Source organism: Streptomyces sp. NPDC093089 (genome assembly GCF_044754405.1).
In the GTDB taxonomy this organism is placed as follows: domain Bacteria; phylum Actinomycetota; class Actinomycetes; order Streptomycetales; family Streptomycetaceae; genus Streptomyces.
In genome coordinates this window covers 158,335-183,190 of record NZ_JBIVPA010000007.1, presented here as the reverse complement: position 1 = coordinate 183,190, position 24,856 = coordinate 158,335, and the positions used below count along the sequence as shown (strand labels likewise).

Here is a 24,856-nt window from a genome sequence, read left to right as displayed (position 1 = left end):
CCCACCCGCCCCGGCGAGCGGGGGACGCCCGGGAACCGCGCCCGGGACCTCTCGGCGTGATCCGCGGCGTCCTCCACGGGAGGCGCCGCCCCGGGTCCCCGAGCCCGTGGACCATGCGCGCCCCCGGCGCGGTCCCGGAACGCCGACCCGTCACCCCGTCCACCGGGAGATCCGTCACACCCTGCCGCCCGCGGGTCACGGATATCGTGGTCACACAACGCGCCCCACCAGCCGCTTCACCGCAGCAGCGGCCCCGTACACGTCCTTCCGAGGAGCCGCTCACCCATGGCCGAGCCCGCCGCGCACCCCGAGCACCCCGCCTACCCCGTCGGACTGCGCCTCGCCGGCCGCCGCGTCGTCGTCCTCGGCGGCGGGCAGGTCGCCCAGCGCCGGCTCCCCGCGCTGATCGCCGCGGGCGCCGACATCACGCTGATCTCCCCGTCGGCCACCCCCTCCGTCGAGGCGATGGCCGAGGCGGGCGAGATCCGCTGGACCAAGCGACGGTACGAGGACGGCGACCTCGCCGACACCTGGTACGCGCTGGTCGCCACCACGGACCCGGAGTCGAACGCCGCCGCCTCCGCCGAGGCCGAGCGGACCCGCACCTGGTGCGTGCGCGCCGACGACGCCGAGGCGGCCACCGCCTGGACCCCGGCCACCGGCCGCGACGCGGGCGTCACCGTCGCCGTGCTCACCGGCCACGACCCCCGCCGCTCCGCCGCCGTGCGCGACGCGATCGTCGAGGGCCTCCGCGACGGTTCGATCGCCGCGCCCGCGCACCGCACCCGCGAGCCCTTCGTCGCGCTGGTCGGCGGCGGCCCCGGCGACCCGGACCTCATCACGGTGCGCGGCCGCCGGCTGCTCGCCGAGGCGGACGTGGTCATCGCCGACCGGCTCGGCCCTCGCGACCTCCTGGACGAACTGCCCCCGCACGTCGAGGTGATCGACGCGGCGAAGATCCCGTACGGCCGCTTCATGGCCCAGGAGGCCATCAACAACGCGCTCGTCGAGTACGCGAAGGCCGGCAAGTCCGTCGTCCGCCTCAAGGGCGGCGACCCGTTCGTCTTCGGCCGGGGCATGGAGGAGGCGCAGGCGCTCGCCGTCGAGGGCATCCCCTGCACGGTGGTCCCGGGCATCTCCAGCTCGATCTCGGTGCCCGGCGCGGCCGGCATCCCGGTCACGCACCGCGGCGTGGCCCACGAGTTCACGGTGGTCAGCGGTCACGTCGCGCCCGACGACCCGCGCTCGCTCGTCGACTGGGCGTCCCTCGCGAAGCTCACCGGCACCCTCGTCATCCTCATGGGCGTCGACAAGATCGGGAAGATCGCCGAGGCGCTGATCGCGCACGGCAAGAGCCCCGACACCCCGCTGGCCCTGGTCCAGGAGGGCACCACCGCGACCCAGCGCCGGGTCGACGCCACGCTCGCGACGGTCGCCGAGACCGTCACGGCGCAGGAGGTCCGTCCGCCGGCCGTCATCGTCATCGGCGAGGTCGTCACCGAGGGCCCGGACAAGCTGGTGAAGTGACCGCGGAGGCGCCCGCACGGCGTAACCAGGGGTAACCGAACCCCGCGTACACATTGGCACCACACCCCGGACAAGGCAGTATCACCTCGTGGCCGAACTCATCACGATCGACGACCCCGACGACCCGCGCCTGCGCGACTACACCGGCCTGACCGACGTCGAACTCCGCCGCAGACGCGAGCCGGCCGAGGGCCTGTTCATCGCGGAGGGCGAGAAGGTCATCCGCCGGGCCAGGCAGGCGGGGTACGAGATGCGGTCGATGCTGCTCTCCGCCAAGTGGGTCGACGTCATGCGGGACGTCATCGACGAGGTCCCCGCGCCGGTGTACGCGATCCAGCCCGACCTTGCGGAACGCGTCACCGGCTACCACGTGCACCGGGGCGCGCTCGCCTCCATGCAGCGCAAGCCGCTCCCGGACGCCGCCGAACTGCTCGTCGGCGCCCGGCGCGTGGTCGTCATGGAGTCGGTCAACGACCACACCAACATCGGCGCCATCTTCCGCAGCGCCGCGGCCCTCGGCATGGACGCCGTCCTGCTCTCCCCGGACTGCGCCGACCCGCTCTACCGGCGCTCGGTCAAGGTCTCGATGGGCGCGGTCTTCTCCGTCCCGTACGCCCGCCTCGACACCTGGCCCCGGGGCCTGGAGACCGTACGGGAGGCGGGCTTCAAGCTCCTCGCCCTCACTCCGGCGGAGAAGGCGACCTCCATCGACGAGGCCGCCCCGCACAAGCTCGACCGGGTGGCCCTGATGCTCGGCGCCGAAGGCGACGGCCTCTCCACCCAGGCCCTGCGCGCCGCCGACGAATGGGTCCGCATCCCCATGGCCCACGGCGTCGACTCCCTCAACGTGGGCGCGGCGGCGGCGGTCGCCTTCTACGCGGTCGCCACGGGCCGCCCGGAGTCCTGACACCGGCGGGTCTCCCCGACCCGCCGGATCTCCCCGACCTGCCGACCGGCCGGACCTCCAGGCCTGCGGGCCCCGGCCTCGTCGGCCCCTGACAGGCCTGTATCCGCAGGCCTCGGCCCGCCGGTCCCGGCGACGTGCGTCCCGGCCCGCCGGTCCTAGCCCTGGAGGGCCTGGGCCGCGGCGATTCCCAGGGCCACGACCAGCGTCACGACCACGAAGACGAAGAGCCGCTGGCGCAGCAGCCGCGGGTTGGCGGGGCGGCGGCCCGTCGAGGTCGAGCGGGCGCCCGGCCGGGTGCCCGTACGCGGCTGGGGGCGCGAACCACCGGTCCGCGACCCGCCGGAAGGCCGCGAGGACGGCCCGGCACCACGCCCCGCCGTCCGCTCGCGGTCCGCACCCCGATCACGCTCGGCACCCCGATCACGCTCGGCACCGCGGTCGCGGTCCGCACCGCGCTCGGGGTCCCGCCCGTAGGTGTCACGCTCGGTGTACCGCTCCGTCGGCCGCGCGGGGCTCCGCTCCTCGGTCCGCTCGCGCTGCACGGGCGGCCGCGAGACCGGCAGGCCCTGCGCCTCGCGCGCCGCGATCTCCTTGAGCCGCATCGACAGCTGGAGCGTGCTGGGCCGGTCCTCGGGGTCCTTCGCGAGACAGGCGCGGATCAGCGGCGCCAGCGCGTCCGGCACCCCGTGCAGCTGCGGCTCCTCGTGCACCACCCGGTACAGCATGACCTCGGAACTGCCGTGCCCGAAGGGGGAGTCCGCCATCGCCGCGTACGCGAGCGTGGCACCGAGCGAGAACACGTCGGTGGCCGGCGTGACCGCCGCGCCGCGCACCTGCTCGGGGGCGAGGAAGCCGGGCGAACCCACCGCCGTGCCCACGTGGGTCAGGGTGCTGGCCCCGGTGGCCCACGCGATGCCGAAGTCGATGATGCGGGGGCCCTTGGGGGAGAGCAGGATGTTCGACGGCTTCAGGTCCCGGTGCACCACACCGGCCTCGTGGACGGCGACCAGGCCCTCCGAGAGCGCGGCCCCGATCGAGGCGACGTCGGCGGCGCGCAGCCCGCCCTCCTCGGCGACCCGGTCGTGCAGCGAGGGGCCGGGCACGTACTGCGTGGCGAACCAGGGGCGCTCGGCCTCCAGGTCGGCGGCGACGAGCCGGGCCGTGCAACCGCCGCGGATCCGCCGGGCCGCCGACACCTCGCGGGCGAACCGCGACCGGAACTCCTGGTCCTCGGCCAGATCCGGCCGGATCACCTTCAGCGCCACCCGCTGGCCGCGCCGGTCGGACCCCAGGTACACGACGCCCATCCCGCCGGCCCCCAGCCTGCGGTGGAGCCGGAACGACCCGACGATCCGCGGATCCTCGCGCCGGAGCCGCATCATCGCCATGTCCGTCCCCTCGTCCGTTCGACGTGGCACAGCTTACGTAGTGGCGCCCGCACGCGCTCATAGGCCGCGCCCTCGGCCGGGATCGATTGTCAGTGCTGGCGGGAACACCACGGCACCGCACGGGACGGCGGCATTTTCCAACCCCCCTTGCCCGGAACCAACTTGACGGAACGTCGCGAACCAGGCGCGACGGCCCGCCGACCCGTCCGCCGGGCCGGCCGGCGCAAGCCCGCGGACCCCGCCCCGCGAAGTGAGCGAAGTCACGCTTCCCACCCCGTCCCCTCCGGGAAGACCCCGTGATCGGAGCCCCCGTCTCCACCCAGGGGAGTACGCCGCACGGGCGGGCCTCATCCTCCGGGAGGCCCGCAAGTCGGTACGCGGGCATGACGTCCGGGAGCCCCCCGCTCTCTAATCTTGAAGTCAAGCGGCGGGTGCAGCACTCGTCCCCCGAGGTCACGCACCCGCCGCGCCGACACACGACAGGAGAGGAACCATGGCTTTCACGGCACCGCGGACGAGCACCCGGCCTTCGGGCCAGCGCCACCCCCTGGTGGCCACCGCCATGGTCCTCCCTCTCGCGGCCCTGCTCGTAGTCGTCTTCGGCGGCTGGGACGCGGTGGTCACACAGGCGTCGTCCGTGGGCGTGATGCTGGGGCGCTGAGCGGCGCCCCGGACCCGGGAGAGCGGCCCGGGTCGGGACATCCGGCCATCAACCCCGTGGGGACGGGGGTGCGGCGGACGGCAGCGTGGGGCCGGTCAGCTGGGGAGCTGACCGGCCCTCGCGCTTTCCCCGCGCCGGGCACGCACGCTCCCGACCCTCTCCGCACGCCCCCGCCTCCGTGCGCTCTCCCGCCGTCCCCGCACGTTCCTGCCCCTCCCGCGCGCTCCCGACCCACCCCGCGCGCTCCCGACCCACCCCGCGCGCTCCTGGCCCCACCCCGTACGCTCCCCGCGTGGAATCCGTCGCCCCGAACCCGAACCCGCCGATCCTGCCCGGCCCGCGGGTCCCGCTCGACCGGCTCGCCGCCGTCGCGCGGGACGCCGCCCACGGGGCGGGTGCGCCGTGCCGGTGCCCGGGCGAAACCGTCGGGGTGCTCGCCGACCGGGAGGACGGGACCGTCGTGCGGCACGGGGGCCTCGTCGTCAAGGCGCACGCCCCGGACACCGACCCGGAGGCGCACCGGGCCCGGCTCGCGCTCGCCGGGCACCCGGACGTCGCCGCCGTCTTCCTGCCGCCGCTCGCGGACCCCGGGCCCGAGGCGCCGGAGCGGTTCGGCGGCCGACCCGTCACGGTCTGGCCGTACGGGTCTCCCGTCGACCCGGCGGACCCGGACGCCGCGCCCTGGGAGGAGGCGGCCCGGCTGCTCGCCGCCCTCCACCGGACACCACCCCCGGGCGGATCGGCGCCGGGCGGATCGGCGTCGGGTCCGCCGGAGATGCGGGCCCGGGTGAAGGTCGCGCTCGCCGTGGACCGGATGGTCCGGGCGGCGCCGGGCCACCCGGCGACCGCCACCGTCCTCGACGCCTGGGGGACGCTCCCCGGCCGGGACCGCGACGGAGCGCCGGGCGCGGAGGGCGACGGCGCCGCTCCGGCTCACCGGACGCTCTGCCACGGCGACTTCCACCTGGGTCAACTGGTCCGCGACGAAGGGCCCGAGGCGGGGCGGGCGCCGGGGCGGTGGCGGCTGATCGACATCGACGACGTCGGGTGGGGCGATCCCGCGTGGGACCTGGCCCGGCCCGCCGCGTGGTTCGCCGCGGGCATCCTGCCGCCGGAGGTCTGGTCGCGGTTCCTCGGCGCGTACCAGGAGGCGGGAGGTCCGGCGGTGGGGGCCGACCCGTGGGTGCGCCTCGACGTACCGGCCCGGGCCCTGACGGTGCAGACGGCCGCGCTGGCCGTGGCCAAGGCGACGGCCGGGCGCCGTGAACTCGACGAGGTCGAGGCCGTGATGGTCGACACGTGTGCGCGTATCGCGGGACATCGAACCGTATCGGCCGATCCGGCGTCCACGTAAGGTGAGGCCACCATTCGAACGGCAATGTCAGGGAGTTGAGCCGAGCATGCAGTGTCCCAAGTGCCATGCGGCCATGCACACGTACAACCGCAACGGCGTCCAGATCGAGCAGTGCAGCGGCTGCCGGGGCATATTCCTGGACTTCGGCGAGCTGGAGGCCCTGACCCGCCTGGAGTCCCAGTGGGCCCAGCAGGCCCCGCCCGCCCCGCCGGCCTACCCGGCGCAGCCCGCCCCCGCCGCCCCCGCCTGGGGCGCCCCGCACCACGGCGGCCACCACGGCGGCGGTCACTACCGCCAGCGCGGCTTCGGGCGGATGCTCTTCTCCTCCTGACCCCTCCCGGGCGGAACCGGTCGGCACCCACGGGTACCGACCGCCGCTCACGCCTGCCGGGCGAGACGACGAAGCCCCCGACCGCGAGCTGCGGCCGGGGGCTTCGTCGAATGGTGCGCGATACTGGGATTGAACCAGTGACCTCTTCCGTGTCAGGGAAGCGCTCTCCCGCTGAGCTAATCGCGCGGGACGCACCCGAGGGCGCGGGAAGTGAGTGCGCGATACTGGGATTGAACCAGTGACCTCTTCCGTGTCAGGGAAGCGCTCTCCCGCTGAGCTAATCGCGCGGGACGCACCCGAAGGTGCGGGAAGTGAGTGCGCGATACTGGGATTGAACCAGTGACCTCTTCCGTGTCAGGGAAGCGCTCTCCCGCTGAGCTAATCGCGCGGGGGATCCGAAGACCCAGGACCCGAAGGTCCAGTGGACGATACTGGGATTGAACCAGTGACCTCTTCCGTGTCAGGGAAGCGCTCTCCCGCTGAGCTAATCGTCCTTGGAGGTGGAGACGGGATTTGAACCCGTGTAGACGGCTTTGCAGGCCGTTGCCTCGCCTCTCGGCCACTCCACCAGGAGTGAATACGGGGGTTCGGGAAGATCCCCCACATCGAGCGGACGACGAGATTCGAACTCGCGACCCTCACCTTGGCAAGGTGATGCTCTACCAACTGAGCCACGTCCGCTTGTCGTTTCCGTTCCGCTTGCGCGTCCCGGCGACGTGTTGAACTCTAGCGGATTCCTGGGCCAGCACAAAAACGCGTTTCCGCAGCGTGCTGACCTGCGGGGCGACCGGGGTGCCCGGCCGGGCACCCCGGAGGGTTCCCGTGGCGTTCACTCGCCGTGTTCCCCGGGTGGCGCGCAGCCCCCGTGAAGTGCGCCACCGGTGGCCCGGCGTCGGCGGACCTAGACTCGATGCGTGTACGACCTTGCTCCTCTGGCCCGCTTCGGCGGCCTCGTCGCGACCGATCTCCGGGACGTCACCCACGACCCCGAGGCCCTGGACTCCGCCGGCTTCTGGGCCGTCTGCGCGGACTTCGAAGGGCGCCTCACGTGCGCCCGCTTCGGAGACGTGCGGCCCGACCCGGTGCCCGCGCCCGTCCCCGGCGCCTGGCGCGGTCCCGCGGCCGGTGACTGGACGTCCTCCCTCGACCGCGCCGCGTACACCGCGGGCGTGCGGCGGGTGCGCGAGCACATCGCGCGCGGCGAGGTCTACCAGGCGAACCTCTGCAGGGTGCTGACCGCGCCGCTGCCCGACCCGGCCGCCGCCGACGTGGACGCCCTCACCGCGCTGCTCGCCCGGGGCAACCCCGCCCCCTACGCCGGAACGATCCGCCTGCCGGCCCACGGCGTGGAGATCGCGACCGCGTCCCCTGAGCTCTACCTCCGCAGGGAGGGGTCCCGGATCTCCTCCGGCCCCATCAAGGGCACCGGACGCACCGCGGCCGACCTGCTCCCCAAGGACCACGCGGAGAACGTGATGATCGTCGACCTGGTCCGCAACGACCTCGGACGCGTCAGCGAGACCGGCTCCGTCGCCGTCCCCGCGCTCTGCTCGCTCGAGGAGCACCCCGGCCTCGTCCACCTCGTATCCACCGTCACCGGCGTCCTGCGCGAGGACGCCGGCTGGCCCGAGCTGCTCGGCGCGACCTTCCCGCCCGGCTCCGTCACCGGGGCGCCCAAGTCCAGCGCGCTGCGGATCATCGAGGCGCTGGAGACCGCGCCCAGGGGCCCGTACTGCGGCGGCGTCGGCTGGGTCGACGCCGACGCGGGCACCGCGGAGCTGGCCGTCGGCATACGCACCTTCTGGATCGACCGCCCCCAGGGCGTCCTCCGCTTCGGCACCGGCGCCGGGATCACCTGGGGGTCCGACCCGGAGCGCGAGTGGGAGGAGACCGAGCTGAAGGCGTCCCGGCTGGTCGCGATAGCGTCGGGCGGCGACGAGTCGGGCGCCCGTGAGGCGAGTGGAAAGGCCATTTCTCGATGAAACTGTGGGTCAACGGCGGGCTGCACGACGAGGAGACCGCCCGGGTCTCCGTACTGGACCACGGGCTGACCGTCGGCGACGGCATCTTCGAGACGGTCAAGACCGAGCGTGGGGAAACGTTTGCTCTGACGCTCCACCTGGAGCGCCTCACCCGCTCGGCCCGCGGCCTCGGCCTGCCCGACCCGGACCTCGACGAGGTCCGCGCGGCCGTCGCCGCCGTGCTCGAGGCCAACCCGGTGGAACTCGGCCGGCTCCGCATCACGTACACCGGCGGACTCTCCCCGCTCGGCTCGGAGCGCGGCGACTCCGGCGCGAGCCTCGTCGTCGCCGTCGGCGGGACCGGCCGCCGCGCCGACTCCACCGCGGTGATCACCGTGCCCTGGACGCGCAACGAGCGCGGCGCCCTGACCGGGCTCAAGACCACCTCGTACGCCGAGAACGTCGTCGCCCTCGCCAGGGCGCGCGAGCAGGGGGCCTCCGAGGCGCTCTTCGCCAACACCGTCGGGCAGCTGTGCGAGGGCACCGGCTCCAACGTCTTCGTCGTGGTCGACGGCCGCATCCTCACCCCGCCGGTCTCCTCCGGCTGCCTCGCCGGCATCACCCGCGCCCTCGCCGTGGAGTGGACCGGCGCCGAGGAGACCGACCTGCCGATGGACGTCCTGGAGACCGCCGAGGAGGTCTTCCTGACCTCGACCCTCCGCGACGTCCAGGGCGTCCACCGCGTCGACGGGCGGGAGTTCACGCCCGCGCCCGGCCCGGTCACGGCCAAGGCGATGCGGATCTTCGACGAGCGCGCGGCCCGCGACCGCGACCCGCGGCTCGCGTGAGCCCGATGCCCGGACACCCGCGTGCGCGGGTCCGGGCGTCGCGGAGAAGGCCCCGTAAATCCGGATGACGGACGGCCCCGGGGTGGGTAGAACTCCTCTGATGACCACCACCCTGCGGCCGGCCGAGCCGCTTCAGCAGACGCCCGACGGCGGCCGTTCCCGTGTCTACGACGTGTGCGTGAACAGCCGCCGGGTCGGCTCCGTCCGACTCGCGACCGACCCCCGCTTCGGGGCGGCCTCCGGAGTGATCGAGGAGATCCGGGTCGACGAGCCGGACCGCCGGCGGGGCCGGGGCACCGTCGCCGCGCTCGCCTCCGAGGAGGTGCTGCGGGGCTGGGGTTGCGTCGAGGTGCAGATATCGGTGCCCGCCGACGCCGAGGCGGCGCTGAGCATGGCCCGCTCGCTCGGCTACACCGAGCGCAGCCGCAACATGGTCAAGGAACTGGCCGCCGAGCCGCCGGCCCTGCCGGAGGGCGTCGAGGTCCGGCCGATGAACGACGGCGAGTACGCCGAGTGGGAGGCGCGGGCCAAGGAGGGCTTCGCGCAGAGCTGGATCGACCGGGGCGTCCCCGAGGACCAGGCCCGCACCAAGGCCGAGGACAGCCACCGCCGGTACCTCCCCGAAGGCCTGGCCACCCCCGGCGTCGCGATCCACGTCGTCGTCCGGGACGGCCTGCCCGCCGGCTTCCTCTGGACCGGCCGCATCGAACTCGAACCGGGTGAGTGGGCCGCCTTCGTGTACGACATCGAGGTCGACGAGGGCCACCGCGGCCGCGGCTACGGCCGGGCACTCATGCTGCTCGCCGAGCGGGTCGCGCGGGAAGCCGGGGACACCCGGCTCGGACTCCACGTCTTCGCGGGCAACACCCCGGCGATCCGCCTCTACGAATCCCTCGGCTACCGCACGACGCTCGTCAACAGCGCCAAGGAACTGCGCTAGGCCCCGCGGGCCCGGCGCCCTGCCTGCCCGGCGCCCGGACTGCTCGCCGGCCTGCCCGTTCGGCGGCCGGGTTGCGCCTGCCTGCGCGGCTCACCCGCCCGTGCGCTCGGCGGCCCGGCTCGGTCGCCCGCGTGCCCGGCGGCCCGGCTCGGTCGCCCGAGGTCGCGACGGTCCGGTTGCTCAGCCGTTCAGGAGGCGGTCGGCGATCTCGGCGATGCGTTCCCGCAGGCCCTCCTGGCTCTTCCCGCCGTCCAGGCGCTCGCCGTCGATGACGTAGGTCGGGGTGCCGGTGACCTTGACGGCCTTGCCCTCGGCCTCGTCCGCGTCGACGGTCAGCAGGTGGCGGCCGTCGATCAGGGCGGTGTCGAACTCCTCGGCGTCCAGGCCGAGTTCCTTCGCCACTTCGAGCAGGACCGGCTCGCCCCGGTCGCCGAGTTCCGCGGTCCTGGCGAGCAGCGCCTCCACGTACGGCCAGCCCTTGCCCTGCTCGACGGCCTCCTCGGCGGCCTGCGCGGCGGCGTACGCGTGCTTGTGCTTCGCCAGCGGGAAGTGGCGCAGCTGTACGTCGAGCCGGTCGCCGAACCGCTCGCGGAGCGCGCGGACGTCGTCGAGGGCCGCGAAGCAGTCGGGGCACTGGAGGTCGAACCACGCCTCCAGGACGACGGGGGAGGCGGGTGCGGTGGTGGAGTCACTCATGACAGCAGTCTCCCTCACCGGGACCTGGGGAGGAGATCCGGCCGGGGCGACCCGGAGATCTCCCTGAGACATGGCCCGGGGCGTGGCCCGCGGCGGTCCCTCCGGTGCAGGATGGAAGGGACGTATCACCCGGGACCTGGAGGATCGCATGCTCGCCGAGACCATTTGCTCCGCGGTGTCCGCGGCGGGCCTGGGCATCGCCGCGATAGCGGCCTACCGGAAGCGGTTCCTGTCGGCGGCGCGAATCGCGGCCTACTCGCTGGTGCCGCTCGGCCTGGTGATGACGGGCGCCGTCGAGTGGATCGTGGACACGGCGTTCAGTCCGGTGGCGTGGGCCGGGTTCGGCGTGCTGGGCCTCGCCTTCCTGCTCTTCCTGTCGACCAGGGCGGTGGAGCGCCGCCGGGGCGGCCGCAGGGAGACGACCGGGGGAGCGGAGCCGAAGGCCGTCGCGCCGGCCGCCTCGGCGTCCTCGCGCGGGGTGACCGCGGCGAAGCCGCGGGCCGGACAGGCGTCGGGAGAGGACTTCAGCGACATCGAGGCGATTCTGAAGAAGCACGGAATCTGATCGCTTCTGGCGGTTCCCGTTCCCGCGATCCACGGGAAGGGGTGAACAGCCCCTACCGTGGGGCGTGTTGCGGGATTTCGCGGGCGCGCCGTGCGTCATCATCCCCCCGAGATGCTGGATACCTCGCGGGAACCCCTGCCCGCCTCCCCCGATGCCCCTGCCGAAGAGCCGCGCGGCTGCCTGTTCGCGCTCTCCCAGCCACCGCTGATGATCTTCCTGGCGGTCATCGGCTGTCTGCTGCTGACGGCGGCCCTGCACGATCTCTTCGTGCTGTGACCGCCCGCGCCGCGTCGGGAGGTCAGCCGGCCGCTTCCTTGCGACGCGCCCGGTACGCGGCCACGTGCAGTCGGTTGCCGCAGGTGCGGCTGTCGCAGTAGCGGCGCGAGCGGTTGCGGGAGAGGTCGACGAAGGCCCGGCCGCAGTCCGGCGCCTCGCAGCGCCGCAGTCGCTCCTGTTCGCCGCCGACGACGATGAAGGCGAGGGCCATGCCGCAGTCGGCCGCGAGGTGGTCCGCCACCGAGGCGCCCGGCGCGAAGTAGTGCACGTGCCAGTCGTAGCCGTCGTGGTCGGTGAGCTGCGGGGTGGTGCCCGCGCCGGCCACCAGCTGGTTGATCAGGGGGGCCGCGATCCGGGCCTCGGGGGCGGAGAAGACCGCCGCGAACTTCTCGCGCACCTCCCGCACGGCCCGCAGGTCGTCGGGGCCGAGGTCGCCCACGTCGCTGATCTTGTGCGCCTGCACGAAGGCGTGCAGTCCCGCGATGTCCGCGAGCTCGTCGGCGCGGTCGCCCTGCGGCGCGGTGTTCATCAGATCGACGACGGTGTCGAGGGCGATCCGGGTGTCGTGGGGGATCAGCACGATTCGCTCCCTGGCCGGCCGCGGGCGGGCGCCCGCGGAATGGCGCTGACTTTAGCGCGACCCGGAAAACGACAGCGGCGCCCGCCACCGTGCCGGCTGCACGGTGGGAGCGCCGGATGTCGTGCCTGTGTGACTGTCCGCGCGGCGCCGTCGCCCCGAGTCGGACGGCGCCGTGCGGCTGTCGGCCTGGCTCAGCTGTCGGCCAGGATGTGGGAGAGCTCGGTGTCGAGGTCGAAGTGCCGGTGCTCGGTGCCCGGTGGCACGGCGGCGTCGGTCCGCTTGAGGAACGACTCCAGGGCCCGCGCCGGGGCCTCGAGCAGGGCTTCTCCCTCGGGTGAGCTCAGCGCGATGCAGACGACTCCCTGGCCGTGACTACGTGATGGCCAGACGCGGACGTCGCCTGTGCCGGTGGGCCGGTGCAGCCCCTCGGCGAGAAGGTCGCGGGCGAAGACCCACTCGACCGTCTCCTCGGCTCCGGTGTGGAAGGTGGCGTGCACGGCATAGGGATCGGCCGTGTCATACCGCAGGCCCGCGGGTACAGGCAGTGAGGACTCGCTCGACACAACGAGGCGCAGGTGCAGCTCGCAGCTGACCGTGGTGTTCATAAGCGCCAGGGCCTTTCGCTCAGTGTGCGCTCGGGGATTCGCACGTCGGCGAAATCGACATGCCACCTCCGGTGGCGTTGTAAACCCCTCTGTCGGTTTTGTGATCGTTCAGGTAGCTCGTATGGGCGCGTGTAACTTTGGGTAATACCGCCATTCCGGTGGTGCTCTCCGGTCCGGTAGGTTGGAGTGCATGAATGCGGAGAGTGACGAGCGCGCCGAGGAGTCCGCAGGCGGCCAGGAGGCCGAGCTGGGATCGCGCGCACCGGAGTTCATCAAATCGCGGCGGAGCCTGCATGTGAGCTGGCAGGTCGGCGTCTTCATCGTGGGACTCGCCGTGGTCGGCGCCGGCGTGGTGATGCTGCCGCTCCCCGGCCCCGGCTGGCTGGTCATCTTCGGCGGCATGGCGATCTGGGCGACCGAGTTCGTCTGGGCGCAGCTCGTGCTCCGCTGGACCAAGCGGAAGGTCACCGAGGCCGCCCAGCGCGCCCTCGACCCCAAGGTCCGCCGCAGGAACATCATCCTCACCACCGTCGGCCTGGTGATCATCGCCGCCCTGCTCGGCGTCTATCTCTGGAAGTTCGGCTTCGTCATGCCGTGGAAGATCGATCAGTGATCCCGCGGTGGTTCGGGAGCCCCGCTGACATGGGGTAATGTTCTGGGTGTGCCCGGGCGATTAGCTCAGCGGGAGAGCACTTCGTTCACACCGAAGGGGTCACTGGTTCGATCCCAGTATCGCCCACCACCCGGCACGAAGGCCCGGAGACGGAACACCGTCTCCGGGCCTTCGTCGTTCCTCACCGCATCCGGGCCAGCCGCTCCCGCAGCCTCCGGGCGTCCCGCAGCCGCTGCTCGTACGTGGCGCCCACCCCGAGCAGCAGGAGCCCGGCGAGGGCCGGCGGCAGCCAGCGCGGCAGCGCGCCCACCGCCTGCACCACGTACGGCGCCAGCTCGTGCAGCCCGTCCAGGACCAGCACCGCACCGCCGAGCACGAGCAGCGCCTGGAGCCGGAACCGCGCGCCCAGCAGGGTCACCACGAGCGCCGCGATCCCCAGGACCAGCGGGCGCGTCCACCCCGGGTCCGTCCACGCCGCCACCAGGCTCGGCAGCAGCGTCGCCGCGAGACCGGGGCCGTACGCCGTCCAGGACGAGGCCTCCGCGTCCCGGCGCCGCCGCAGGAACCCGACGACCAGGGCCGGCACCGTCACCGGGAGCGTGTACGCCTCCGGGGTCGTCACGCCCGACACGGCCAGGCGCACCCAGGTGGCCAGCAGGAACAGCGCCGCCGCCGTCCACGAGGCGAACCGCCGCCGCTCCGGCCGTACCGCCGTCGCCGCCGCGATCACCCCGCCGAGCGCCAGGGCGAGCGCCAGGAAAGCCGGCCGGGACGCGGCGATCCCCAGGGCGAGCAGCCCCACGGCCGCGCCCGTGACCTCCACCGCCAGGGCCACCGGGCGCGGCGCCCTGGCGCCGAGCGCGGCCGTCGCCGCCGGGACGAGCAGCAGCGCGAGCGCCGTCCAGTGGTCCTCGAACCCGCCGGCGGCCGCGACCGCGAACACCAGCCCCGTCGCCGTGAGCACCGCCGCACAGGCGGAGACCACCCGGCGCGCACCGGTGCCGAGCACCGAGACCCCCGCGAAGAGCCCGAGCATTACCCCGAGGGCGGCGAACGTCGCCCCCCTCACGTCCAGCGCGAGTCCGACCGCGCTCACCGCGGACGCGAGCCCGCCGGCGTACGCGATCCAGCCGAGCGCGGTACCGGCGTCGACGGCGACCGCCGCAGGACGGGGCGAGGAGGGCGCCCAGGGGGCCCAGGGAGCCCCGGGGCCGGCCGCCGGGGCAGCGGGACCACCGGTGGCGTGCGCCGGCGGCTCCACCCCCGTGACGGCCGATGCCCCTGTGACGGGCGATGCCGCCGTGTCGGCCTGCGCTGCCTTGTCGGTCGGCGTCCCCGTGGCGGCCGACACTGCCGGGACCGTGGTGTCCGCAGGCGTCTCCTCGCGACGCAGGCCACGGGTCAGCGGGCCCGGGCGGACGGCCGACCAGAGCGCCGAAGCCGTGGTGAGGAGCTGCAGGGCGAGCGTCACCGGGTAGGACAGGTCCAGGGAGACCGGCAGGGCGGTCAGCAGCGCCCAGGCGAGGGCGAGGGCGCCGCAGCGGGCCCACAGCCGGGGGACGGCCGCGAGCACGGCGACGGCCACGACGAGGACCAGGACGGCGGTCGCCGGGTACGACGTCAGCGCCCGCCCGGCGTGCTCGCCCGACCAGACGTCCGTCGTGCGGCCCGCCGGCCCGAGGAGCCCCGCCACCGCCGGCGGCAGCGCCCACGCGACCCCGAGCGCCGCGACCCCGGCACCCGCGGCGGCCAGACCCGTCCGCACGGGGCGCGGCAGCCACGCCCCGGAGGACGATGCCTGCGCCGGGACGCCGGCCGCGTCCGGCGTCGCCGGAGCGGACGAGGGCAGCAGCAGGACCGCCGCGAGGGCCAGACCGCACAGCACGTAGCCCGGGACCGCCCAGTCCGCCGGGACGGCCGCGCGGAGGAGGCCGCCGAAGGCCGCGACCACGGCCAGACCGGCGAGCACGGCACCCGCGACCGCGACTGCGGGCGTGCGCCGGGCGACGTACAGGGCGAGCGCGGCGGCCGCGAGGAGCAGCGGCGCGCCGGTCCAGGGCGAGGTGAGCGAGAGCCAGCCGCCCGTCAGCAGCGACCAGCCGCCGAGCGCGGTCGCGCCCGTCGCCGCGGTGATCCGGACCGCGACCGGCCGGGCCCACAGCGCCGTCGCCGCATCCGCCGCGGCCGTCACGAGAGCGGCCCAGGCGAACGCCGTCGGACCGCCGCCGGCCGCGAGCACGCCCAGCGGCAGCGGCAGCTGGGCCGCCACCACGGCCACCGGCAGCGGGATCCGCAGCCGCGACAGCGCGGCGCCGTAAGCCGTCCAGGCGCCCGCCAGGACCGCGGCGGCCACCGCCGCGTACCCCAGGCCGTCCGCGTCCGGCAGCGCCACCCGGCGCAGCGCGTACGCGTCGAGCACCATCAGGACCAGACCGAGCGCCGCCACCGACTCGGCCGTCGACACCAGACCCCTGCGCAGCAGCGCCACCGGCGCGGCGAGCGCCGCCGACGTCACCACGAACAGCACCGCCGCGCGGCCGCCGATCCCCATCGAGCCCCAGCTCACCAGGGTGAAGGCGACCGCCGCGATCGTCAGCAGCGTCCCGCCCAGCGTCAGCAGCACGTTCTGCGCGCTCCGCGGCGTCGAGTCCGCCACCGGCGGACGCGGCTGCCACGACGGCGCCACGGCGCCGGCCGGCTGGTACAGCGCCCGGATCAGCCAGGCCCGCCTGGCCAGCAACTGGGACCGGCGGGCGTCGAGTTGGGCCAGCTCGCGGTCGACGAGCGCCAGCTCGTCCGCGGGCGGCAGGGAAGTGTCCATACCCGGAGTGTGGCCCCGGCCACACGCGGCGGGAATGCGTCCACGTACTCAGATCCGCGCCTGAGTACCCCCACACTGGAGGCATGGACTGGTGCCGGTACCGCTTCCGCAGCGTCTGGCGGCTGCCCGCCCCGCCCGACGCCGTCTACGCCGTCCTCGAACGCGCCGAGGACTACCCCCGCTGGTGGCCCCAGGTCCGCGAGGTCGTCCCCCTCGACGACACCACCGGCACCGCCCGCTTCCGCTCCCTCCTCCCGTACGACCTCGTCGTCACCGCCCGCGCCCTGCGCCGCGACCCGGCGGCCCGGGTCCTGGAGATCGGGCTAGGCGGCGACCTGGAGGGCTGGGCCCGCTGGACGATCACGGCGGCCGGCGCTGGCACCCTCGCCGTGTACGAGCAGGAGGTCGAGGTGCGCGCCCGGCTCCTGCGCCTCCTCGCCTTCCCCGGCCGGCCCCTCTTCCGCGCCAACCACACCCTGATGATGCGCGGGGGACGGCGCGGGCTCGCGGCCGAGACGAGGGCCGCCGACCGGAGGGCGCCGACGAGGGGCCGCGGTCGGACGGCGGGCGGGCCGGTTTGAACCCGGGGCGCGAAGCCCTGTATGGTTCAACCCGTTCCCGGGCGATTAGCTCAGCGGGAGAGCACTTCGTTCACACCGAAGGGGTCACTGGTTCGATCCCAGTATCGCCCACCGGGAGAGGCCGGTCCGTCGAAAGACGGACCGGCCTCTGTCATCTCTCAGGCGGCCGTGCGCAGTTCCGGCCGCAGCGGCCACGCCGGATCCACCGTCTCCGGCGTCCCCTGCCGACTGAACCACGCCTGGAGCCCCCGGGCCTGCGCCGCGTGCCACACCGCCTGGAGCGTGTGCAGCTCCGACGGCGTCAGCCGCTCCAGCCGCGACGAGAACCGGCGTGCCACCGCCCGCACGACGTCCAGCGCGGCCGTCGCGTCCGCCGCCGCGTCGTGCGCCCCCGCCAACTCCACCCCGTAGTGCGCGCACAGGTCCGTCAGCGTCCGACGGCCCTTCCGGTAGCGGTCCAAGTGCTTGTCGAGGACCCGCGGATCGAGCACGCACAGCGGCGCGGCCTCCAGGTACGTGCCGAGCGAGGACGCCCGGTGCCGCCGCAACTCGCGGTCCAGGATCGTCAGATCGAACGGCGCGTTCATCACCACCAGCGGGCGCCCCGCCGCGGTCTGCTCGGCCAGCGCGCGCGCCAGCTCCTCCATCACCGGAGCCGGCCACCGGCCGTTGCGCTGCAGGTGATCGTCCGTCAGGCCGTGCACCGCCGTGGCCTCCGCGGGCACGGGTATGCCCGGATTGACCAGCCAGCGCGTCACCCGGGGCCGCGCCCCGGCGGTGTCCTGCACGACCAGGGCGGCCGAGACGATCCGGTCCCCCTCGACGTCGACTCCCGTGGTCTCCGTGTCGAAAGCGGCCAGGGGCCCCTCGTACCAGTGCGTCGTCATCCCCGAACTCCTCGCACACGTGCGGCAGATGGCCAACCCCCTGCCCGAAACGGTGATACCCGCACTGTTTGCGCCGTACGCGGACCGGTCACAACAGAGGGGACGGGGAAGGAAAAACGACATGGCGCTCGCCCAGCCCGAGTCGGGAGGGCTGCCGCCCCAGCGGCTGGCACCGACGCGCGGCTCACTCGCCACCACCGCATGCATGGAGACCCTCCAGGTGGGATACCTGCACGCCGTCGCCGCCGCGGCCGGCTGCTCGCTGTCCCAGCCCTTTCCGGACAACGGCATCGACTGGCACGTGAGCCACGGCTCGCCCGGACACACCGTCGACGACGAAGTCACCATCAAGGTGCAGCTCAAGTGCACCTACCAGGTACCTCCCCGCCCGCCGGGGAGCGCGTTCTCCTTCACCCTCGACAACGACCACCTGGTGAAACTCGCCCGGACCCCCGTGTCCGTGCACAAGATCCTGGTCGTGATGCTCGTACCGAGGTCCCAGGAGGACTGGCTGAGGGCGAGTCACGACCGGCTCGACCTGCGGCACTGCTGCTACTGGACCAACCTGGCCGGACACCCGGTCACGGGACGGCGCCGGACCACCGTGCGCGTCCCGACGGCGCGGATCTTCGACGACCGGGCGCTCTGCGAGATCATGACCCGGGTCGGCGTGGGAGGGAGACCTTGATGCACCGGCCGATCGACGAACCGGGGTCCGGGGAGGGGGACGGGGCCGGGCGCGGCCCCGTTCCCCCGCCCTACCGCCCCCACCCGGCGCCCGGCGAGGCCCCCGGCCCCTGGACCGGCATCCCCGCCCCGCCCGTCGGGCCCTGGGCCGACGTCCACGGCGCGCCCGACCCCGGCCGGGTCGACCCGCGCGTCCTCGGCGCCCTGCTCGCCCGGCACGGCTGGCGGCGGCGCGGCGGAGCCGCTGGGCGGTACAGCCGCTGGACGCCGCCCGGCAGCGGAGCCCACGGCGGCACGAGCCTCCTCGTCCCCGAGAGCCGGGCCTTCCCCGACTGCGAGGACCTGCTCGGCGAGGCGCTCGCCGCCCTCGCCCACAGCGCCACGCCCTCCGCCCGCGAGGTCCTCACCGGCCTGTCCGTGTCCAGCGACGAGATCCGCTGGTGGCGCGACGTGCCCCCCGGCCCGGCCGGGACCGTCCCCTGGCCCGAACAGGAACAGCTCAGGTCCGCCGCCCGCCAGCTCCTCCTCGCCGGCGCCCTGGCCGCACGCGGACGGGCCGGCTACTACGGCGCCCGGCACCGGCGCGCCGCCCAGGCCTCCCTGGAGACCGTCGTCGTCGGCGCGGCACCCGGCGGGCGCGGGCTCACCGCCTTCCTGCCCGTCGAACCGGGCCGGCCGATCGCCGTACGGCTCTACCACGCGCTCCACGCGGCCCGCGAGGCCACGGACTACCAGCGCGCCACCGGCGGGACGGAGGCCTTCGACGCCGCCGTCGCGGCAGGTGTCAGCCGGGAGCTCACCGAGGCCCTCGTCGCCCTCGTCCGGGGCACCGAGGGCGCCCGCGTCGCCCTCGCCTGGGCCCCGGCGGCCGGGGCACCCGACGGGTGCGCGGCCCGACCCGAACCCGTCGAGTTCTCGCCCGGCGACCTGCCCGCCCTGCGCGAGGCGAGCGCCCGCTATCTGACCGACGAGCCCTCCGTACCCGTCCGGCTCACCGGAGCCGTCGTCCGCATGCGCCGTTCCGGACCGCGCGGCGAGGGGACCGTGCGCCTCCGGGTCCTCGCCGGTGCGGAGGTCCCGCACGTCCGCGTCGCCCTCGACGAGGAGGCGTACCGCACCGCCGGCCACGCCCATCTCGTCGGCCTCCCCATCCGGGTCGTCGGCCGCCTGGAGAGCCGGGGCGGATTCCGCCGGCTCACCGACGCCTCCGGGGTCGTCCCGGTCCAGGTCGACGAGACGGAACGCGACCGGCTGATGAAGTCCCTCCACGAGAACCTCGACTTCTTCGAGGAGGCGTGCGGACCGGACGACGACTGAACGGAGCCGGGGGAAACCGTTTCGCGGAGGGCGCGGACGGCTCGGTAACATCGGCGGTGCGCGGCACCTCGTCTCTGTTGCGCACCGCCGGCGCCGGCACCTCGTGTCTGCCTGCGCCCCGAAGGAAGAAGAACACCAGTGTCTGAAGTCCGTGTGACCGTCCAGTCCGCCTCGGAGGCAGAGGAGAGGGCGGTGAGCGCGGGCACCACCGCCGGTGCCCTCTTCGCCGACGACCGCACCGTCATCGCCGCCCGCGTGGGCGGCGAGCTGAAGGACCTTTCGTACGAGCTCGCCGACGGCGACGTCGTCGAGGGCGTCGAGATCTCCTCCCCGGACGGTCTCGACATCCTCCGCCACTCGACCGCGCACGTCATGGCCCAGGCCGTGCAGGAGCTCTTCCCCGAGGCCAAGCTGGGCATCGGCCCGCCGGTCCGGGACGGCTTCTACTACGACTTCGACGTCGAGAAGCCCTTCACTCCCGAGGACCTCAAGGTCATCGAGAAGAAGATGCAGGAGATCCAGAAGCGCGGCCAGCGCTTCGCCCGCCGCGTGGTGACCGACGAGGCCGCCCGCGAGGAGCTCGCCGACGAGCCGTACAAGCTGGAGCTCATCGGCATCAAGGGCTCCGCGTCGACCGACGACGGCGCGAACGTCGAGGTGGGCGGCGGCGAGCTGACCATCTACGACAACCTCGACGCCAAGACCGGCGACCTGTGCTGGAAGGACCTCTGCCGCGGTCCGCACCTGCCCACCACCCGGAACATCCCGGCGTTCAAGCTGATGCGCAACGCGGCCGCCTACTGGCGCGGCAGCGAGAAGAACCCGATGCTCCAGCGCATCTACGGCACCGCCTGGCCGTCGAAGGACGAGCTGAAGGCCCACCTCGACTTCCTCGCCGAGGCCGAGAAGCGCGACCACCGCAAGCTCGGCAACGAGCTCGACCTCTTCTCCGTCCCGGACGAGATCGGCTCCGGCCTCGCGGTCTTCCACCCCAAGGGCGGCATCATCCGCCGGGTCATGGAGGACTACTCGCGCAAGCGCCACGAGGAGGAGGGCTACGAGTTCGTCTACTCGCCGCACGCCACCAAGGGCAAGCTCTTCGAGAAGTCGGGCCACCTGGACTGGTACGCCGAGGGCATGTACCCCCCCATGCAGCTCGACGAGGGCGTGGACTACTACCTCAAGCCCATGAACTGCCCGATGCACAACCTGATCTTCGACGCGCGCGGCCGCTCCTACCGTGAACTCCCGCTGCGCCTTTTCGAGTTCGGCACCGTGTACCGGTACGAGAAGTCCGGCGTCGTCCACGGCCTGACCCGGGCCCGCGGCTTCACCCAGGACGACGCGCACATCTACTGCACCAAGGAGCAGATGGCGGAGGAGCTCGACAAGACCCTCACCTTCGTCCTGAACCTGCTGCGCGACTACGGTCTGACCGACTTCTACCTGGAGCTGTCCACCAAGGACCCGGAGAAGTTCGTCGGCTCGGACGAGATCTGGGAGGAGGCCACCGCCGTCCTCCAGCAGGTCGCCGAGAAGCAGGGCCTCCCGCTCACCCCCGACCCGGGCGGCGCGGCGTTCTACGGCCCGAAGATCTCGGTGCAGGCGCGGGACGCCATCGGCCGCACCTGGCAGATGTCGACCGTCCAGCTCGACTTCAACCTGCCGGAGCGCTTCGACCTGGAGTACACCGCCCCCGACGGCACCAAGCAGCGCCCGGTCATGATCCACCGTGCGCTCTTCGGTTCCATCGAGCGCTTCTTCGCGGTGCTCCTGGAGCACTACGCGGGCGCCATGCCGCCGTGGCTGGCCCCGGTGCAGGCGACCGGCATCCCGATCGGCGACGCGCACGTCGACTACCTGCACGAGTTCGCCGCCAAGGCGAAGAAGCAGGGCCTGCGGGTGGAGGTCGACTCCTCCTCGGACCGGATGCAGAAGAAGATCCGGAACGCGCAGAAGCAGAAGGTCCCGTTCATGATCATCGCGGGTGACGAGGACATGGCCGCCGGCGCCGTCTCCTTCCGCTACCGCGACGGTTCGCAGGAGAACGGCATCCCCGCCGACGAGGCCATCGCCAAGATCGCCAAGATCGTCGAGGACCGCGTCCAGGTCTGATGACCCGGGCGTGACCCGAGCTGTTCAGGAGGCCCCCGGGGAATCCCCCGGGGGCCTCTGCACGTCGTCCCTCTCGTCCTCGCGGGTGAACACCTGGATCAGCCAGGAGGAGAACGAACCCGTCACCGCGCCCAGGAGCGCCAGGCCGCAGGCCATCATGCCCACCGCGACCAGCCGGCCCATCGGGGTCACCGGCGTCACGTCCCCGTACCCCACCGTGGCGAGCGTCGCGCAGGTCCACCAGACCGAGTCGCCGAAGGTGACGATCGTGGCGCCGGGGGCGTCCCGCTCGTACCGGTAGACGGTGAGGGCCCCCGCGAAGCCCAGCAGGGACGCGCTCAGGCCGGCGTAGACCATCACCCGCCCGTAGAGGCTGAACCGGGGTGCGTTCCGGCGGCCCTGGAGCCGGTAGTAGAGGTTCGCCATGCGCACCGGCCGCAGCAGCGGCAGGATCAGGACCACGGTGTCGAGGAGGTGGGTGCGGAGGAAGCGCAGCGGGCCCTGGCCGCTGAGCCGGAGCCGTACCGCGTAGTCCACGCCGAAGACCGCCCAGGCGACCAGGGTCACGGCGAGGCAGAGGTCGAGCCAGCCCTGGGAGAGGTGGTGGTCGGCGAGGATCCGGACCGCGTAGCCCGCCAGGTAGACGAGGGAGGCCACGGCGAGCGGGATCTCCATGAGGCGGTCCCAGTGCTCCTGCCGCGGTGGTTTCGGTGGCCTGACGCTCATCGGATCAGCATGGCGGCTGCATGGATCTTCCGCCCCGGCGACACGTTCCGAACGGGCGACGCAATATGCTGCACAGCATGACGACTGAGCCGGAACAGCAGATCGGAGTGGGGACGCGGGACGCGTTCCAGCGCCTGTGGACGCCTCACCGGATGGCATACATCCAGGGCGAGAACAAGCCGACCGGGCCGGGCGCCGAGGACGGTTGTCCGTTCTGCTCGATTCCGTCGAAGTCGGACGAGGACGGCCTGGTGATCGCGCGCGGCCAGGCCGTGTACGCCGTGCTCAACCTCTACCCGTACAACGGCGGCCACCTGATGGTGGTCCCGTACCGCCACGTCGCCGACTACACCGACCTCGACGAGGCGGAGACCGTCGAGCTGGCCGACTTCACGAAGCGCGCGATGGTCGCGCTGCGGGCCGCGTCCGGCGCGCACGGCTTCAACATCGGCATGAACCAGGGCGCCGTCGCGGGTGCCGGGATCGCCGCCCACCTGCACCAGCACGTGGTGCCGCGCTGGGGCGGCGACACCAACTTCATGCCGGTCGTCGGCCACACCAAGGTGCTGCCGCAGCTGCTCGCCGACACCCGGAAGATGCTGGCCGACGCCTGGCCGGCCACCGTCTGATCCTTCGGCTCCCGCCGGGGACCCGGGTCAGGCGTCGTAGACGTCGGCCTTCTTCGGGCCCGGGTCCTGGACGCCGCCGCTGAGGAACAGCGCGCGGTTGGTGAAGCGCTCCGTGTCGACGTTGTGCTCGTCGAGGACCTTGATGGTGGCGGAGTGGACGGCGCGGAGCACCGGCGTCGCCATGCGGATGGCGTCGTCGGCCATGAAGCGGTTCTTCCACAGCGGACCTGCCCAGACGTGCCGCAGGCCGAACGGCTCGGGCAGGCTCATCTTGCCGCCCAGGTACTCCAGTATCGGCGGGTACCAGGAGAGCGGGGCGCGGACCGCGAGCCGGACGATGTCGTTGGTCCCGAGCAGCGGCTGCTGGATCTCCTTCGTCTCCCAGAAGCGGACGGTCTTGGAGACCTCCTTGGTCTTCGCCTTCGGCTTCGTGGTGAAGAGGCCGTGCACCGGGCCGAGCGCGTGGCCGGTGACCTCGATCCGCAGCGTGTCGTGCAGCGAGGTGACGGTCACCATCATCGTGAGGACCAGGTTGCCGCCCCAGAGCGTGAACTGCACGCCGAGGTAGTGCCGGTTGCCCGCGTCGAACTGCTGGTCGTTGCAGATGCGTTGTATCTCGTGCGGCTTGACCTGGAAGTGGACGATATTGTCGCCCTCCGGGCGGGCGACCTCGTCGGCGCCCTCGCCGACCGGCGAGACGATCCAGTGCTTGACGGTCGGCTTCGGGAAGCCGGTCTTCAGGGCGCCGCGCTCCAGGAGCGCCAGCTCGTCGTGGATCCTGCGGATGACGTCCCAGGCGCGGAAGGCGTGCATCTCCCGGCCGGGCTGGGGGACCAGCGCCTCGGCGAGCGCCCAGCTGCCCCAGCGGGTGCCGAGGCCGAGGATGCCCTTGGTGCCGGCGTAGAAGACGATGTTGGACTGCTGCTCAGCGGCGAGCTTCTCCAGGTTGACCCGGAGCGCCTCCGCCGACTTCTCGCCCGGGTCCTGGGGGACGGACTTGGGGACGTGGGGGCCGACCCCGCCGCCGCCGAGCAGGCCGGTCCAGCGCTCGCGCAGGTCGATGGCGGCCTTCAGGCAGATCCGGCTCGCGAGGTACCAGCCGACCACCGGGGCGATGACCATCGCGCGCAGGTAGTTGGGCAGGATCCCGTCGAAGGGCAGCTTGATCAGGACGAGCACGGCGAAGATCCCGGCGGCCCAGAGGAGGGCGGTGCCGAGGGCGCCGTGCCGCTTGTTGTCGGCGCCCGCGACGAGACGGCGGAGCTGGATGACGCCGAGCCAGAGCAGCAGACCGGGCAGGAAGAGGACGCCGCAGAAGAACGTGACCAGGGTCAGCTTGATGTCGCGCTGCCGGCGGAGGTGGGTGGCGGCCAGGCAGTGCTCGACGACGGGCTGCGGCTCGGCGCCGAAGGACTGGATGAGGGCCTTGCGGGCGCCGCCGAGCATCCGGACCTGCACCGCACGGGAGAAGGCCTCGCCGAGGTCGGGGCTGAAGAGCCCCCACTTCCCCTCCTTGACCGTGGTCTTGTAGAGGTCGTTGTCCGCTTCCTTGATGGTCTCCAGGGGGCTGTCCCGGTACGCGGCGGAGGCGAGCGCGTTCGTCGCCGCCGTACCACCGCCGGAGCCCTGGAGGGGAATCTGTGCCCCGGGTCCGAATCCGTCGATCGCCACTGCCGCCCCCATCGCGCGCGAGTACCTGTGCGGGCTGTTCCCAACTGCCGCGCCCCGCACATCTTCTGAGCTGGGCACCACAGCGTAACCGGGTACCGGCGGATGCGTCACCGCCTGTGGATATTGACGGCCGAATGACGTCCGCCCGGCAGCCGCCGGGCGGACGTGCG

General features: G+C 73.4%; 24 protein-coding genes and 8 tRNA genes. 18 read left to right on the top strand and 14 right to left on the bottom strand.

Annotated features, from left to right (window positions below; translation table 11 throughout):
• Positions 1–285: 285 nt before the first annotated feature.
• Both cobA and ACIQFX_RS18080 read left to right on the top strand, forming a co-directional pair.
• Positions 286–1,527, top strand: a complete 1,242-nt coding sequence (gene cobA / locus ACIQFX_RS18085; protein WP_402464144.1) for a uroporphyrinogen-III C-methyltransferase — start codon at positions 286–288, stop codon at positions 1,525–1,527.
• An 88-nt stretch (positions 1,528–1,615) separates the two neighbouring features.
• Positions 1,616–2,434 carry a TrmH family RNA methyltransferase gene (locus ACIQFX_RS18080; RefSeq protein WP_376488807.1) on the top strand — a complete coding sequence of 273 codons (819 nt, stop codon included), beginning with the start codon at positions 1,616–1,618 and terminating at the stop codon, positions 2,432–2,434.
• Between the two features lie 155 nt (positions 2,435–2,589).
• Here the strand turns inward: ACIQFX_RS18080 and ACIQFX_RS18075 are convergent, their stop codons facing one another.
• Entirely contained in the window at positions 2,590–3,822 is a 1,233-nt protein-coding gene (locus ACIQFX_RS18075; RefSeq protein ID WP_402464142.1) for a protein kinase, read from the bottom strand.
• Between the two features lie 493 nt (positions 3,823–4,315).
• Between ACIQFX_RS18075 and ACIQFX_RS18070 the strand changes: the two genes are divergently transcribed.
• The 3 genes from ACIQFX_RS18070 to ACIQFX_RS18060 all read left to right on the top strand — a co-directional run bounded on the left by ACIQFX_RS18070 (position 4,316) and on the right by ACIQFX_RS18060 (position 6,168).
• Complete coding sequence (locus ACIQFX_RS18070) at positions 4,316–4,483, top strand: hypothetical protein (RefSeq protein ID WP_362564892.1); 168 nt, start codon at positions 4,316–4,318, stop codon at positions 4,481–4,483.
• A 328-nt stretch (positions 4,484–4,811) separates the two neighbouring features.
• On the top strand, positions 4,812–5,837 hold the full coding sequence (locus ACIQFX_RS18065) for a phosphotransferase (protein WP_402464627.1): 1,026 nt from the start codon (positions 4,812–4,814) through the stop codon (positions 5,835–5,837).
• A gap of 46 nt (positions 5,838–5,883) precedes the next feature.
• Complete coding sequence (locus tag ACIQFX_RS18060; RefSeq protein ID WP_376488809.1) at positions 5,884–6,168, top strand: zf-TFIIB domain-containing protein; 285 nt, start codon at positions 5,884–5,886, stop codon at positions 6,166–6,168.
• A gap of 111 nt (positions 6,169–6,279) precedes the next feature.
• Here the strand turns inward: ACIQFX_RS18060 and ACIQFX_RS18055 are convergent.
• The 6 genes from ACIQFX_RS18055 to ACIQFX_RS18030 all read right to left on the bottom strand — a co-directional run bounded on the left by ACIQFX_RS18055 (position 6,280) and on the right by ACIQFX_RS18030 (position 6,849).
• A tRNA-Val gene (locus ACIQFX_RS18055) sits at positions 6,280–6,354 on the bottom strand.
• Positions 6,355–6,383: 29 nt separating this feature from the next.
• Positions 6,384–6,455 (bottom strand) — tRNA-Val (locus ACIQFX_RS18050).
• A gap of 29 nt (positions 6,456–6,484) precedes the next feature.
• Positions 6,485–6,556 (bottom strand) — tRNA-Val (locus ACIQFX_RS18045).
• A gap of 34 nt (positions 6,557–6,590) precedes the next feature.
• Positions 6,591–6,662, bottom strand: a tRNA-Val gene (locus ACIQFX_RS18040).
• Between the two features lies 1 nt (position 6,663).
• A tRNA-Cys gene (locus tag ACIQFX_RS18035) sits at positions 6,664–6,737 on the bottom strand.
• 39 nt (positions 6,738–6,776) lie between these two features.
• Positions 6,777–6,849 (bottom strand) — tRNA-Gly (locus tag ACIQFX_RS18030).
• A 233-nt stretch (positions 6,850–7,082) separates the two neighbouring features.
• On the opposite strand from ACIQFX_RS18030, the gene ACIQFX_RS18025 reads away from it, so the two are divergent.
• From ACIQFX_RS18025 to ACIQFX_RS18015, 3 genes are all read left to right on the top strand, one after another.
• Entirely contained in the window at positions 7,083–8,150 is a 1,068-nt protein-coding gene (locus ACIQFX_RS18025) for a chorismate-binding protein (RefSeq protein ID WP_402464139.1), read from the top strand.
• Positions 8,147–8,977: an aminotransferase class IV gene (locus ACIQFX_RS18020; protein ID WP_402464137.1), complete on the top strand. Its 831-nt coding sequence runs from the start codon at positions 8,147–8,149 to the stop codon at positions 8,975–8,977. Before ACIQFX_RS18025 ends, ACIQFX_RS18020 begins: the two co-directional genes overlap by 4 nt.
• A gap of 100 nt (positions 8,978–9,077) precedes the next feature.
• Entirely contained in the window at positions 9,078–9,917 is an 840-nt protein-coding gene (locus tag ACIQFX_RS18015) for a GNAT family N-acetyltransferase (protein WP_402464135.1), read from the top strand.
• Between the two features lie 180 nt (positions 9,918–10,097).
• Here ACIQFX_RS18015 and ACIQFX_RS18010 read toward each other — a convergent pair whose 3' ends face one another.
• Entirely contained in the window at positions 10,098–10,613 is a 516-nt protein-coding gene (locus tag ACIQFX_RS18010) for a DsbA family protein (RefSeq protein WP_402464133.1), read from the bottom strand.
• 148 nt (positions 10,614–10,761) lie between these two features.
• Here ACIQFX_RS18010 and ACIQFX_RS18005 point away from each other — a divergent pair, with 148 nt between their 5' ends.
• Both ACIQFX_RS18005 and ACIQFX_RS18000 read left to right on the top strand, forming a co-directional pair.
• Complete coding sequence (locus ACIQFX_RS18005; RefSeq protein WP_402464131.1) at positions 10,762–11,178, top strand: hypothetical protein; 417 nt, start codon at positions 10,762–10,764, stop codon at positions 11,176–11,178.
• 111 nt (positions 11,179–11,289) lie between these two features.
• On the top strand, positions 11,290–11,454 hold the full coding sequence (locus ACIQFX_RS18000) for a hypothetical protein (RefSeq protein ID WP_402464129.1): 165 nt from the start codon (positions 11,290–11,292) through the stop codon (positions 11,452–11,454).
• A gap of 22 nt (positions 11,455–11,476) precedes the next feature.
• On the opposite strand, the gene ACIQFX_RS17995 is transcribed toward ACIQFX_RS18000, so the two are convergent.
• Positions 11,477–12,034, bottom strand: a complete 558-nt coding sequence (locus ACIQFX_RS17995) for a CGNR zinc finger domain-containing protein (protein ID WP_376488816.1) — start codon at positions 12,032–12,034, stop codon at positions 11,477–11,479.
• 191 nt (positions 12,035–12,225) lie between these two features.
• Positions 12,226–12,639: an SsgA family sporulation/cell division regulator gene (locus tag ACIQFX_RS17990; protein WP_015032345.1), complete on the bottom strand. Its 414-nt coding sequence runs from the start codon at positions 12,637–12,639 to the stop codon at positions 12,226–12,228.
• Between the two features lie 190 nt (positions 12,640–12,829).
• Between ACIQFX_RS17990 and ACIQFX_RS17985 the strand changes: the two genes are divergently transcribed.
• Positions 12,830–13,252, top strand: coding sequence for a TIGR02611 family protein (locus ACIQFX_RS17985; RefSeq protein ID WP_402464126.1), 423 nt, complete (start codon positions 12,830–12,832; stop codon positions 13,250–13,252).
• A gap of 54 nt (positions 13,253–13,306) precedes the next feature.
• Positions 13,307–13,381: transfer RNA gene (locus tag ACIQFX_RS17980), tRNA-Val, on the top strand.
• 52 nt (positions 13,382–13,433) lie between these two features.
• On the opposite strand, the gene ACIQFX_RS17975 is transcribed toward ACIQFX_RS17980, so the two are convergent.
• A complete protein-coding gene (locus ACIQFX_RS17975; protein ID WP_402464124.1) occupies positions 13,434–16,073 on the bottom strand; it encodes an SCO7613 C-terminal domain-containing membrane protein in 2,640 nt (879 codons plus the stop codon).
• A gap of 83 nt (positions 16,074–16,156) precedes the next feature.
• Between ACIQFX_RS17975 and ACIQFX_RS17970 the strand changes: the two genes are divergently transcribed.
• Together ACIQFX_RS17970 and ACIQFX_RS17965 are read left to right on the top strand one after the other, a co-directional pair.
• Positions 16,157–16,654 (top strand): SRPBCC family protein, encoded by a 498-nt coding sequence (locus ACIQFX_RS17970; protein ID WP_402464122.1) that lies wholly within the window; start codon positions 16,157–16,159, stop codon positions 16,652–16,654.
• A gap of 39 nt (positions 16,655–16,693) precedes the next feature.
• A tRNA-Val gene (locus ACIQFX_RS17965) sits at positions 16,694–16,765 on the top strand.
• A gap of 47 nt (positions 16,766–16,812) precedes the next feature.
• Here ACIQFX_RS17965 and ACIQFX_RS17960 read toward each other — a convergent pair.
• Positions 16,813–17,541: a 3'-5' exonuclease gene (locus ACIQFX_RS17960; RefSeq protein ID WP_402464120.1), complete on the bottom strand. Its 729-nt coding sequence runs from the start codon at positions 17,539–17,541 to the stop codon at positions 16,813–16,815.
• A 121-nt stretch (positions 17,542–17,662) separates the two neighbouring features.
• Here ACIQFX_RS17960 and ACIQFX_RS17955 point away from each other — a divergent pair, with 121 nt between their 5' ends.
• The 3 genes from ACIQFX_RS17955 to thrS all read left to right on the top strand — a co-directional run bounded on the left by ACIQFX_RS17955 (position 17,663) and on the right by thrS (position 21,660).
• Positions 17,663–18,229 carry a DUF4365 domain-containing protein gene (locus tag ACIQFX_RS17955; RefSeq protein ID WP_402464118.1) on the top strand — a complete coding sequence of 189 codons (567 nt, stop codon included), beginning with the start codon at positions 17,663–17,665 and terminating at the stop codon, positions 18,227–18,229.
• Entirely contained in the window at positions 18,229–19,545 is a 1,317-nt protein-coding gene (locus tag ACIQFX_RS17950) for a hypothetical protein (protein ID WP_402464116.1), read from the top strand. The genes ACIQFX_RS17955 and ACIQFX_RS17950 overlap by 1 nt, the downstream gene beginning before the upstream one ends.
• 138 nt (positions 19,546–19,683) lie before the next feature.
• Positions 19,684–21,660: a threonine--tRNA ligase gene (gene thrS / locus ACIQFX_RS17945; RefSeq protein WP_402464114.1), complete on the top strand. Its 1,977-nt coding sequence runs from the start codon at positions 19,684–19,686 to the stop codon at positions 21,658–21,660.
• Positions 21,661–21,684: 24 nt separating this feature from the next.
• Here the strand turns inward: thrS and ACIQFX_RS17940 are convergent, their stop codons facing one another.
• The gene (locus ACIQFX_RS17940) at positions 21,685–22,386 is read right to left on the bottom strand and encodes a potassium channel family protein (protein WP_402464112.1); all 702 of its coding nucleotides are present in this window, start codon (positions 22,384–22,386) and stop codon (positions 21,685–21,687) included.
• A 65-nt stretch (positions 22,387–22,451) separates the two neighbouring features.
• Between ACIQFX_RS17940 and ACIQFX_RS17935 the strand changes: the two genes are divergently transcribed.
• Entirely contained in the window at positions 22,452–23,015 is a 564-nt protein-coding gene (locus ACIQFX_RS17935; protein WP_402464110.1) for an HIT family protein, read from the top strand.
• A gap of 27 nt (positions 23,016–23,042) precedes the next feature.
• Here the strand turns inward: ACIQFX_RS17935 and ACIQFX_RS17930 are convergent, their stop codons facing one another.
• Positions 23,043–24,698, bottom strand: a complete 1,656-nt coding sequence (locus ACIQFX_RS17930; protein ID WP_402464108.1) for a hypothetical protein — start codon at positions 24,696–24,698, stop codon at positions 23,043–23,045.
• Between the last annotated feature and the right edge of the window lie 158 nt (positions 24,699–24,856).

Excerpts from the sequence above, each read along its gene's own strand:
- cobA (WP_402464144.1), top strand. The coding sequence starts at position 286 with ATGGCCGAGCCCGCCGCGCACCCCGAGCACCCCGCCTACCCCGTCGGA.
- ACIQFX_RS18075 (WP_402464142.1), bottom strand. The coding sequence starts at position 3,822 with ATGGCGATGATGCGGCTCCGGCGCGAGGATCCGCGGATCGTCGGGTCG.
- ACIQFX_RS18070 (WP_362564892.1), top strand. The coding sequence starts at position 4,316 with ATGGCTTTCACGGCACCGCGGACGAGCACCCGGCCTTCGGGCCAGCGC.
- ACIQFX_RS18060 (WP_376488809.1), top strand. The coding sequence starts at position 5,884 with ATGCAGTGTCCCAAGTGCCATGCGGCCATGCACACGTACAACCGCAAC.
- ACIQFX_RS18020 (WP_402464137.1), top strand. The coding sequence starts at position 8,147 with ATGAAACTGTGGGTCAACGGCGGGCTGCACGACGAGGAGACCGCCCGG.
- ACIQFX_RS18015 (WP_402464135.1), top strand. The coding sequence starts at position 9,078 with ATGACCACCACCCTGCGGCCGGCCGAGCCGCTTCAGCAGACGCCCGAC.
- ACIQFX_RS18010 (WP_402464133.1), bottom strand. The coding sequence starts at position 10,613 with ATGAGTGACTCCACCACCGCACCCGCCTCCCCCGTCGTCCTGGAGGCG.
- ACIQFX_RS18005 (WP_402464131.1), top strand. The coding sequence starts at position 10,762 with ATGCTCGCCGAGACCATTTGCTCCGCGGTGTCCGCGGCGGGCCTGGGC.
- ACIQFX_RS18000 (WP_402464129.1), top strand. The coding sequence starts at position 11,290 with ATGCTGGATACCTCGCGGGAACCCCTGCCCGCCTCCCCCGATGCCCCT.
- ACIQFX_RS17990 (WP_015032345.1), bottom strand. The coding sequence starts at position 12,639 with ATGAACACCACGGTCAGCTGCGAGCTGCACCTGCGCCTCGTTGTGTCG.
- ACIQFX_RS17985 (WP_402464126.1), top strand. The coding sequence starts at position 12,830 with ATGAATGCGGAGAGTGACGAGCGCGCCGAGGAGTCCGCAGGCGGCCAG.
- ACIQFX_RS17975 (WP_402464124.1), bottom strand. The coding sequence starts at position 16,073 with ATGGACACTTCCCTGCCGCCCGCGGACGAGCTGGCGCTCGTCGACCGC.
- ACIQFX_RS17970 (WP_402464122.1), top strand. The coding sequence starts at position 16,157 with ATGGACTGGTGCCGGTACCGCTTCCGCAGCGTCTGGCGGCTGCCCGCC.
- ACIQFX_RS17960 (WP_402464120.1), bottom strand. The coding sequence starts at position 17,541 with ATGACGACGCACTGGTACGAGGGGCCCCTGGCCGCTTTCGACACGGAG.
- ACIQFX_RS17955 (WP_402464118.1), top strand. The coding sequence starts at position 17,663 with ATGGCGCTCGCCCAGCCCGAGTCGGGAGGGCTGCCGCCCCAGCGGCTG.
- ACIQFX_RS17950 (WP_402464116.1), top strand. The coding sequence starts at position 18,229 with ATGCACCGGCCGATCGACGAACCGGGGTCCGGGGAGGGGGACGGGGCC.
- ACIQFX_RS17940 (WP_402464112.1), bottom strand. The coding sequence starts at position 22,386 with ATGAGCGTCAGGCCACCGAAACCACCGCGGCAGGAGCACTGGGACCGC.
- ACIQFX_RS17935 (WP_402464110.1), top strand. The coding sequence starts at position 22,452 with ATGCTGCACAGCATGACGACTGAGCCGGAACAGCAGATCGGAGTGGGG.
- ACIQFX_RS17930 (WP_402464108.1), bottom strand. The coding sequence starts at position 24,698 with ATGGGGGCGGCAGTGGCGATCGACGGATTCGGACCCGGGGCACAGATT.